The organism is Ruegeria sp. C11, from assembly GCF_056537725.1.
This window is the reverse complement of sequence record NZ_JBQFSB010000005.1, coordinates 49,365-58,360: the sequence shown is the minus strand read 5'-3', so window position 1 is coordinate 58,360 and position 8,996 is coordinate 49,365. Positions and strand designations below refer to the sequence as shown.

Here is an 8,996-nt window from a genome sequence, read left to right as displayed (position 1 = left end):
ATCGTTTCCGACCCCTTGCAGCCCCCCGAGGGCGACACTAAGACTCGTGTAACCTTTCGTCGGGTATTGTCCCGGTCCATCTTGAAAAGCAGGCAGGTTCCGCATGTTCGATCCAGTTGACACCTACATGAACACACTTGTCCCGATGGTGGTCGAACAGACCAGTCGGGGTGAGCGCGCTTATGACATCTTCTCGCGCCTGCTGAAGGAGCGGATTATCTTCATCAACGGTCCGATCCACGACGGGATGAGCCATCTTGTCGTCGCGCAGTTGCTGCACCTTGAGGCAGAGAATCCTAAAAAGGAAATCTCGATCTACATCAACTCGCCCGGTGGCGTTGTGACCAGCGGTTTGTCGATTTACGACACAATGCAGTACATCAAGCCGAAATGTTCAACGCTTGTAATCGGTCAGGCGGCGTCGATGGGATCGGTTCTGCTGGCCGGTGGCGAGACCGGAATGCGCTTTTCACTGCCCAACAGCCGCATCATGGTGCATCAGCCCAGCGGCGGCTATCAGGGTCAGGCGAGCGACATCATGATTCACGCAGCCGAGACGCAAAAGCTCAAGGACCGTCTGTATGACATTTATGTCAAGCACACCGGCCAAAGCAAAAAGTCGGTTGAAAAAGCGCTGGATCGTGACAACTTCATGAGCCCGGAAGAAGCCAAGGAGTGGGGCCATATCGACGAGATCGTCGAAAACCGCACCAAGTTGAGCGCGGACGAGGAATGACGACAAGGCCCGGATACACGCGGTCCGGGCATATTTTGCGATTGTAGCGGCCGGAACGCTGGCCTAAGCTGCGACGACAATCGGCAGAGCGCGGTCCCGGGGAAATGGGGCCGCTCAGACGGAGCCCGAAAGGTAGATCATGGCGACGAATTCAGGCGGTGACGGAAAGAACACGCTCTACTGCAGTTTCTGCGGTAAGAGCCAGCACGAGGTGCGCAAGCTGATTGCGGGTCCGACCGTGTTCATCTGTGACGAATGTGTCGAACTCTGCATGGATATTATCCGCGAGGAAACCAAGGCCAGCGGCCTGAAATCCTCGGACGGGGTGCCGACGCCCAAGGATATCTGCGAGGTGCTGGACGATTATGTGATCGGTCAGGCCACCGCCAAGCGGGTTCTTTCGGTTGCGGTGCACAATCACTACAAGCGACTGAATCACGCGCAGAAATCGGGTGGTGATATCGAGCTTGCGAAATCCAACATCCTGCTGATCGGTCCAACCGGTTGCGGCAAGACCCTGCTGGCGCAGACGCTGGCGCGAATTCTGGATGTTCCGTTCACCATGGCAGATGCGACCACACTGACCGAAGCCGGTTATGTGGGTGAGGATGTCGAGAACATCATCCTCAAACTGCTGCAGGCCAGCGAGTACAACGTCGAACGCGCACAGCGCGGCATCGTCTATATCGACGAGGTCGACAAGATTACGCGCAAGTCCGAGAATCCATCGATCACGCGCGACGTATCGGGTGAGGGTGTTCAGCAGGCGCTGCTGAAACTGATGGAAGGCACTGTGGCCAGCGTGCCGCCACAAGGCGGGCGCAAGCATCCGCAGCAGGAATTCCTGCAGGTGGATACCACCAATATCCTGTTCATCTGCGGTGGGGCTTTCGCGGGTCTGGACAAGATCATCGCGCAGCGCGGCAAGGGCTCGGCCATGGGCTTTGGCGCCGATGTACGTGACAATGACGAACGCGGCGTGGGTGAGATCTTCAAAGAGCTGGAGCCGGAAGACCTGCTGAAATTCGGTCTTATCCCGGAATTCGTCGGCCGTTTGCCGGTTCTGGCGACGCTGGAAGATCTGGATGAGGATGCGCTTGTAACGATCCTGACCAAACCGAAGAATGCACTGGTCAAACAGTATCAGCGCCTATTCGAGCTGGAAGATGCCGAACTGGATTTTACCGATGATGCGCTCAATTCGATTGCCAAAAAAGCCATCGAACGTAAGACCGGTGCCCGCGGATTGCGCTCGATCCTCGAAGACATTCTGCTGGACACCATGTTCGAATTGCCCGGTATGAAGAATGTGACCAAGGTTGTGGTGAACGATGAGGCCGTGACCTCGGAGGCTCAACCGCTGATCATTTACGCGGATGCAGGTAAAGAGTCTGCCTCGGCGGGGTGACCGCGCGGCGGTTGCACCTTTTTATGATGTTTCAAACAATGGGTCTGTTGCGGGGGCTCTGCCCCGACGCGGCAGATCGCGACTCCCCGAAGCATTTGGGGCCAGATGAAGATGCGGATCCCTTGTTCAACTGGCTGAAAATACTCCGGATGGCGAGGCTGAACCTCGCATGATAAATCCCGCATTTGCAAAGTGTGAGCCGAAAATATGAGGTACAAATGACAATCAAGCGTATTTCCTCAGGCGGAGAATTCGAAGCCAAGGTCGGTTATTGCCGGGCGGTTGTAGCTGGTGGCTTTGTTCATGTGGCCGGCACGGTCGGACAGGGTGAGGGTGTCGTTGAACAATGCCGATCCGCGCTTGATATCATCGAAAAGGCACTGACCGAGGCAGGCGCGTCCTTTGCGGATGCGGTTCGTGTTACCTACATGCTGCCGGACCGATCCGAGTTTGAGCCCTGCTGGCCTATTCTTGCCGAAACGTTTGGCGCCAATCCTCCGGTTACGACCATGATCGAGTGTGGCCTGATCGACCCCAAATACCGGATCGAAATCGAAGTCACCGCTGTTTTACCGGAATAGACAGTGCGCCCTTGTGGCACTGGACCTTGGTCCGGCTTTGGTCCATACCTGCGTTGAAAGAAATGCCGGAGGCAGTCGATGGGAATCCTGAACACTCTATTGCGAGCCGTAACCTGGTGGAACGGGGCGACCCTGAACACGCAGATATACACTGCGCGCAAGGGCACCAGAGTTGGTGAAGATGATCAGGGCAACGTGTTCTACCGGAACGCCGATGACAGCAAACGTTGGGTGATTTTCAATGGTGAGGCCGAGGCCAGCCGGATTGATCCCGATTGGCATGGCTGGCTGCACCGCACTTGGGACGAGCCGCCGACTGACAAACCGTTGCAGCACAAGTCATGGGAAAAGCCGCATCAGGAAAACCTGACCGGAACCGCCCTTGCCTATGCGCCAGCGGGATCGATCCGGCGCCCCGATCCGGTTGAGCGCTCGGATTACGAGGCGTGGAGTCCGGAATAATCGAGGCAGGCACATGTCCACTCATAATATGACCGAAATTTTTGTCGGCGGAGCCGTGTTGGCATTTGCTGTGGCATTTGGTGTCTATGCCAGCCAATCCACTGGCTTGTCGAGCGGCACAAATGGCTATGAACTCGGCGCATCGTTCCGGTCGCTTGAGGGCGTGAATGTCGGGACAGACGTCAGGCTTGCAGGGGTCAAAATCGGTACCGTGACCGGCGTGGATCTGAACCCCGAGACTTATCGGGCCGATACCACGTTTTCTGTCGCGGATGGTATTTTGATTCCCGATGACAGTGCCATCGTGATTTCCTCCGAGGGGCTGCTGGGTGGCAACTTTGTCGAAGTCATGCCCGGAGGCTCTCCCTTTTACTTCGAGGCCGGTGATGAGATCGAGGATACGCAAGGTGCGGTCAGCCTGATCTCGCTTCTGGTTAAGTTCGTGGCCGGAGACGGGAGCGGCGAATGAAGTATGTGCTTGCCGCAGCGTTGGCCCTGACTGCCAGCACGGCTTTTGCTCAGCAGAATGTCGCATCCGGTTTGGGTGCGATGCTGCGTGGTCTGGACAAAGTCAATGGCCAGACCGTGGATGTGGAGTTACGGTCCGGTCAGACGGCGGCTGTTTTCGGCCTGGATGTCGCTCTGGGTGATTGCCGGTATCCGGCTGAGAACCCAACAGGTGACGCGTTCGCCTATCTCACGATCTGGGAACAGGGAAAGTCAGAACAACTGTTCGACGGTTGGATGATTGCAACGTCACCTGCGCTGAATGCACTGGATCACGCGCGCTATGATGTCTGGGTGATCCGCTGTATGACGCCCTGAGGGGTCTGATTCAGCAGCGCAGGAAAATCCGCGCTTTCGTTGATCGCAGCGTCCAGCAGTTTCCGATATTCGGTTCTGGGGATTTCAATTGCCCCCAGCGATGCCAGATGAGCCGTCAGGAATTGCGTATCGAACAATTTGAAACCCGTTATCTGTAGCCGATCCACCAGATAGGCCAGAGCGACCTTGGACGCATCGTTGCGACGGCTGAACATGCTTTCTCCGAAAAAGGCGGCCCCTATAGCGATACCATAGACGCCGCCGACCAGAGCTTCGCCATCATAGACTTCGAGGGAGTGCGCATGACCACGTTCGTGTAACTGAGCGTAGAGGTCCCGCAATTCGGCGTTGATCCAGGTGTCGGCCCGATTGGCACAGCCATCGACAACGTCGGCGAAGTTCTGGTTGATGGATATTTCAAACCCGCAGTTTCGGATACGACGCGCCAGACTGCGTGAGATATGGAAACCATCCAGCGGGAATACGCCGCGAAACTTGGGGTCGACCCAAAAGAGTTCAGGATCGTCACGGCCTTCTGCCATCGGAAAAATCCCGATGGAATACCCGTGTAGCAGCAGTTCGGGTGACAGGCTCATGCCATTTGCCCCGGAACCGGGCGGCAATTACCCCCCGGTTCCGCAATTTTATTGGGCCATGTTCTCCGCAAGCCAGCGCTCCAGCCAGTGGATGTTGTAGTCACCGCTGTGAATGTCGGGCTCTTGCAGCAGGGCATGGAACAGCGGAACGGTTGTGTCGATGCCGTCCACGATCAGTTCCCCCAAGGCCCGGTTCAAACGCGCCAGCGCCTCGGGCCGGTCGCGGCCCTGAACGATCAGCTTGCCGATAAGCGAGTCATAGTAGGGCGGGATCGAATAGCCGTCATATAGCGCTGAATCCATCCGGACGCCCAGACCACCCGGCGCGTGATAGGCCGAGATTTTGCCGGGGCAGGGCGCGAAATTCGGCAACCGCTCTGCATTGATGCGCACTTCGATGGCGTGACCATTGATAACCAGATCATCCTGGCCGAAGGACATGGGCTCGCCCGCGGCAACCAGAATTTGCTCGCGCACCAAGTCGACGCCAAAGATGCCTTCGGTCACCGGGTGTTCCACCTGCAGACGGGTGTTCATTTCGATGAAATAGAACTCGCCGTTTTCGTACAGAAATTCGATGGTTCCGGCACCAATATAGTTGATCTTGGCGACCGCATCCGCGCAGACCTTGCCGATTTTGGCTCGCTCTTCAGGGGTGATGCAGGGGCCGGGGGCCTCTTCGAACACCTTTTGGTGACGGCGTTGCAGCGAACAGTCGCGTTCGCCCAGATGCACGGCCTTACCTTTGCCATCACCAAAGACCTGAATCTCGATATGGCGCGGCGTGGTCAGGTATTTCTCGATATAAACCTCGTCATTACCAAAGGCGGCTTTGCCCTCGGCGCGCGCGGTCATAAAGGCGCTTTCCATTTCGGCTGCGTTCTGCGCGACTTTCATGCCGCGCCCGCCGCCGCCGGCGGTGGCCTTGATGATAACGGGATATCCGATTTCCTCACCGATGCGCTTGGCCGCAGCCAGATCGGGAACGCCACCGTCAGAACCCGGAACACACGGTACACCCAGCGCCTTCATCGTGTCCTTGGCGGTGATCTTGTCACCCATGATGCGAATATGTTCGGCGGTGGGTCCGATGAAGGTGATACCGTGATCTTCGACGATTTGCACGAACTCAGCATTTTCGGACAAAAAGCCATAGCCCGGGTGAATCGCCTGCGCGCCGGTGATTTCACAGGCCGAGATGATTGCAGGGACCGACAAATAGCTTTGCGGGCTGGGCGGAGGGCCAATGCAGACTGATTCGTCCGCCATGCGCACATGCATCGCATCGCTGTCGGCGGTGGAGTGCACGGCGACCGTCGCAATCCCCATCTCGCGCGCAGCGCGGATCACGCGCAGGGCGATCTCGCCTCGGTTGGCAATCAGGATCTTGTCGAACATGGGCCCGCCTTACTCGATGATGACCAGAGGAGTGCCGAATTCCACGGCATCGCCGTCGCCCACCAGAATGCGTTTGACGGTGCCCGATTTGGGCGCATGGATGTGGTTCATGGTTTTCATCGCTTCGACGATCAGCAGGGTGTCGCCCTCGGACACGCTGGCACCGACCGAGATAAACGACGGAGCCCCGGGTTCGGGCTGCATGTAAACGGTTCCGACCATCGGAGAGGTCACGGCGCCCGGATGGCTGGCGGGATCTTCTGCGGCGGCGGGTGCTTCGGCCGGTGCGGGTGCAGCTGCTGCGGCAGGAGCTGCGGGTGCCGCTGGTGCCGGAACAGCAACCTGTACCGGTGCGGCCACGGCTTGCGTTGCGCGGCTGACGCGAACGTTGAGGCTGTCTTCCTCGCCATATTCGCGTTTGACCTGCAGTTCGGTCAGGTCGTTTTCGCGCAGCAGTTCAGCCAAGGCTTTGATGAACGCCACGTCCGCTTCGTGTCTGGTATCTGTCATGAGTGTCCTCGACGGTTCCCCTATGGCCCGTCTGTTCCTGCGGGCTTTGATCAATTACGCCGCGTTATACGGCATGCAGAGAGCCATGAAAAGCGCCGTCTGGGCCTGTTTATCGGGGGGTTATCCAAAGATTGAGCAAGACAGCGGGCCTTATAGCGGCATGCCAGACAATTTTGCCACCAGTTCCGACAGTTTGCGCGCACCGAACTTTTCCAGAAGACGCGCACGATAGGCTTCGATCGTCCGAAAGCTCAGGTTCAGTTCGGCGCCTATTTCCTTGGCCGAAAGACCGCGACAGGACAAGATGGCGACTTCGCGTTCGCGCGGGGTCAGTTCAACCAGTGGACGTTCTTCCGAGATGTCGGAAAAGCTCCAGATTCCGTGTCGGAACGGGTCGTCAGGGGTAAGGGATCGCCCGCGCGCCCGACACCAGAACAGATCACCGTTTCGTCGCCGCATAACCCGTTCGTCCGTATAGTACCCCGTCTCGCGCATGACCTGTAGTCCGCGCGCACCAATTCTTTCCCAATCGGCAACTGATGGGTAAAGGTGCAGAAGCGGCATGTTGCGATAATCTTCTTCATCTCCGCCGAACGTGCGGGCAAACTGCAGATTGCAGCGCCGGATGACCCGGTTTTCAAGTTCGACAAGTCCGATTGGAGCATATTCGAAGGCTGGATCGCTCATACTTGTATCGTGCAGGGTATTTCTGTGGAATTGAAGGGGCTAAGCGCGGGAACTTGGTGTTTTCGTGCAAGAACAGGGGGAAGGCAATGAATATCGGTTTTTGGCTTGCACGTCAGGCGCAGGTAAATGCGTCACGGGCGGCGTTGTATTCCGGTAAAGAACTGATGGCGGATTATGGCACTTTTCATGATCGTGCTCTGCGCATTGCCGGATGGCTGGTGGCGCAGGGGGTGCGCCCGGGTGATCGCGTTGCGATATTCATGAAAAATTGCCCTGATTATCTGATCGTCGAATATGGGATCTGGTACGCCGGGGCGGCGGCGGTTCCGATCAATGCCAAGCTTCACGGACGCGAAGTGGCCTATATTCTTGGAAATTCCGGAGCGGGAATAACCTTTACCTCACCCGGTCTAACTGAGGCTCTGTCTGATGCTGATGTGCAGGGGCGGCTGGTCGATACTAGTCAGGATGAGTATGCGGTGGCCCTGTCTCATCCGCCAATTTCCGATATCGTATCTCGGGAACCTGACGATTTGGCGTGGCTGTTCTACACATCGGGTACGACCGGGAAACCCAAGGGAGTCATGATTACTCATCGCATGTTGATCGGGGTTTCACTGGCCTATTGCACCGATGCCGACATGGTCACCCTCGAGGATGCTGTGTTGTATGCGGCGCCAATGAGCCACGGGGCGGGCCTGTACAACATGATCCACGTCCTGACAGGGGCCCGGCATGTTTGTCCGGTGTCAGGCGGATTCGATGAGGCCGAAATCTTTGATCTTTCGCGACATTTCGGTCGTGTGCAGATGTTTGCAGCGCCGACTATGGTCAAACGCATGACTGATATCGCAAAGGCGACGGGCGAGAATGGCGAGGGTTTGCGGACTGTCGTTTATGCGGGTGGACCGATGTATCTGGCCGACATTCAGGACGCGGTGGCCCAGTTTGGCCCGATCTTTGTTCAGATTTACGGTCAGGGCGAATGCCCGATGGGGATCACTGCACTATCCCGGCATGACGTCACGGATCGCAGTCATCCCCGCTGGAAAGAGCGCCTTGCAAGCGTGGGTCGGGCCCAGTCGGTCGTGGAGGTTCAGATCGGAGATTCGGACGGAACTCCTTTGCCGCCCGGTGAGCATGGCGAGATCATGGTGCGAGGTGAGATCGTAATGCCGGGATACTGGCAAAACCCAAAAGCGACGAAAGAAACTCTGGTCGATGGATGGCTGATGACCGGAGACATGGGGTTCATGGATAGTGACGGCTATGTCACGTTGCAAGACAGATCCAAGGATATGATCATTTCGGGCGGATCCAACATTTATCCGCGTGAAGTCGAAGAGATCATCTTGGCTCACCCCGAAGTTTCCGAAGTTTCCGTTGTCGGACGCAAACATCCCGAGTGGGGAGAGGAGGTTGTTGCATTTGTTGTCGGAAATGCCGAACCGGCGGATCTGGACAGGCTTTGCACGGATAATATTGCGCGTTTCAAGCGGCCAAAAGCTTATTTCAGGATCAGCGAATTGCCAAAGAACAACTATGGCAAGGTTCTGAAAACAGAGCTGCGGAAAATTTTGGAGGAACAGAAATAACCGATGGCAACTTGCTGTGCTGGACTTGTTGCGAGGGTAAAGGCTTGTGCCTCAATTGGCATGTAAACCGTGTAAAACTGCTTTGGAAATTTTTGAGTAACCTATTAGACTGACGTAACTATACTGAAAACTCGGATGGGGTGACAACGGATGTCAGGCACTGTTGCGCCGGGCATCCTTTGATAAGGATAGGTAAGT

Annotated in this window: 11 protein-coding genes; 7 read left to right on the top strand and 4 right to left on the bottom strand. The window is 56.8% G+C overall.

Annotated features, from left to right (window positions below):
• Positions 1 to 103 precede the first annotated feature (103 nt).
• The 6 genes from ACR0NA_RS10895 (at position 104) to ACR0NA_RS10870 (ending at position 4,012) form a co-directional block, all read left to right on the top strand.
• Positions 104 to 736 (top strand): ATP-dependent Clp protease proteolytic subunit, encoded by a 633-nt coding sequence (locus tag ACR0NA_RS10895; protein WP_480451026.1) that lies wholly within the window; start codon positions 104 to 106, stop codon positions 734 to 736.
• A gap of 139 nt (positions 737 to 875) precedes the next feature.
• Positions 876 to 2,144, top strand: a complete 1,269-nt coding sequence (clpX, locus tag ACR0NA_RS10890) for an ATP-dependent Clp protease ATP-binding subunit ClpX (protein ID WP_170651495.1) — start codon at positions 876 to 878, stop codon at positions 2,142 to 2,144.
• 218 nt (positions 2,145 to 2,362) lie between these two features.
• Positions 2,363 to 2,725 (top strand): RidA family protein, encoded by a 363-nt coding sequence (locus tag ACR0NA_RS10885; protein WP_480728805.1) that lies wholly within the window; start codon positions 2,363 to 2,365, stop codon positions 2,723 to 2,725.
• Positions 2,726 to 2,803: 78 nt separating this feature from the next.
• A complete protein-coding gene (locus tag ACR0NA_RS10880; protein WP_170651497.1) occupies positions 2,804 to 3,187 on the top strand; it encodes an NADH:ubiquinone oxidoreductase subunit NDUFA12 in 384 nt (127 codons plus the stop codon).
• A gap of 13 nt (positions 3,188 to 3,200) precedes the next feature.
• Entirely contained in the window at positions 3,201 to 3,656 is a 456-nt protein-coding gene (gene mlaD, locus ACR0NA_RS10875) for an outer membrane lipid asymmetry maintenance protein MlaD (protein WP_170651498.1), read from the top strand.
• A complete protein-coding gene (locus ACR0NA_RS10870; protein WP_170651499.1) occupies positions 3,653 to 4,012 on the top strand; it encodes a DUF2155 domain-containing protein in 360 nt (119 codons plus the stop codon). The genes mlaD and ACR0NA_RS10870 overlap by 4 nt, the downstream gene beginning before the upstream one ends.
• Here ACR0NA_RS10870 and aat read toward each other — a convergent pair.
• From aat to ACR0NA_RS10850, 4 genes are all read right to left on the bottom strand, one after another.
• Positions 3,976 to 4,608 carry a leucyl/phenylalanyl-tRNA--protein transferase gene (gene aat, locus ACR0NA_RS10865; RefSeq protein WP_480728802.1) on the bottom strand — a complete coding sequence of 211 codons (633 nt, stop codon included), beginning with the start codon at positions 4,606 to 4,608 and terminating at the stop codon, positions 3,976 to 3,978. The genes ACR0NA_RS10870 and aat overlap by 37 nt on opposite strands.
• A gap of 48 nt (positions 4,609 to 4,656) precedes the next feature.
• Positions 4,657 to 6,006, bottom strand: a complete 1,350-nt coding sequence (gene accC, locus ACR0NA_RS10860) for an acetyl-CoA carboxylase biotin carboxylase subunit (RefSeq protein WP_170651501.1) — start codon at positions 6,004 to 6,006, stop codon at positions 4,657 to 4,659.
• A 9-nt stretch (positions 6,007 to 6,015) separates the two neighbouring features.
• Positions 6,016 to 6,516: an acetyl-CoA carboxylase biotin carboxyl carrier protein gene (gene accB / locus ACR0NA_RS10855; RefSeq protein WP_480728800.1), complete on the bottom strand. Its 501-nt coding sequence runs from the start codon at positions 6,514 to 6,516 to the stop codon at positions 6,016 to 6,018.
• 150 nt (positions 6,517 to 6,666) lie between these two features.
• A complete protein-coding gene (locus ACR0NA_RS10850) occupies positions 6,667 to 7,203 on the bottom strand; it encodes a LuxR C-terminal-related transcriptional regulator (protein ID WP_170651503.1) in 537 nt (178 codons plus the stop codon).
• A gap of 86 nt (positions 7,204 to 7,289) precedes the next feature.
• Between ACR0NA_RS10850 and ACR0NA_RS10845 the strand changes: the two genes are divergently transcribed.
• A complete protein-coding gene (locus ACR0NA_RS10845; protein ID WP_480728798.1) occupies positions 7,290 to 8,798 on the top strand; it encodes a class I adenylate-forming enzyme family protein in 1,509 nt (502 codons plus the stop codon).
• The last annotated feature ends 198 nt before the right edge of the window (positions 8,799 to 8,996 follow it).

Coding starts and splice junctions, on each gene's coding strand:
- ACR0NA_RS10895 (WP_480451026.1), top strand. CDS start 104: ATGTTCGATCCAGTTGACACCTACATGAACACACTTGTCCCGATGGTG.
- clpX (WP_170651495.1), top strand. CDS start 876: ATGGCGACGAATTCAGGCGGTGACGGAAAGAACACGCTCTACTGCAGT.
- ACR0NA_RS10845 (WP_480728798.1), top strand. CDS start 7,290: ATGAATATCGGTTTTTGGCTTGCACGTCAGGCGCAGGTAAATGCGTCA.
- ACR0NA_RS10850 (WP_170651503.1), bottom strand. CDS start 7,203: ATGAGCGATCCAGCCTTCGAATATGCTCCAATCGGACTTGTCGAACTT.
- ACR0NA_RS10880 (WP_170651497.1), top strand. CDS start 2,804: ATGGGAATCCTGAACACTCTATTGCGAGCCGTAACCTGGTGGAACGGG.
- accC (WP_170651501.1), bottom strand. CDS start 6,006: ATGTTCGACAAGATCCTGATTGCCAACCGAGGCGAGATCGCCCTGCGC.
- mlaD (WP_170651498.1), top strand. CDS start 3,201: ATGTCCACTCATAATATGACCGAAATTTTTGTCGGCGGAGCCGTGTTG.
- ACR0NA_RS10885 (WP_480728805.1), top strand. CDS start 2,363: ATGACAATCAAGCGTATTTCCTCAGGCGGAGAATTCGAAGCCAAGGTC.
- accB (WP_480728800.1), bottom strand. CDS start 6,516: ATGACAGATACCAGACACGAAGCGGACGTGGCGTTCATCAAAGCCTTG.
- aat (WP_480728802.1), bottom strand. CDS start 4,608: ATGAGCCTGTCACCCGAACTGCTGCTACACGGGTATTCCATCGGGATT.
- ACR0NA_RS10870 (WP_170651499.1), top strand. CDS start 3,653: ATGAAGTATGTGCTTGCCGCAGCGTTGGCCCTGACTGCCAGCACGGCT.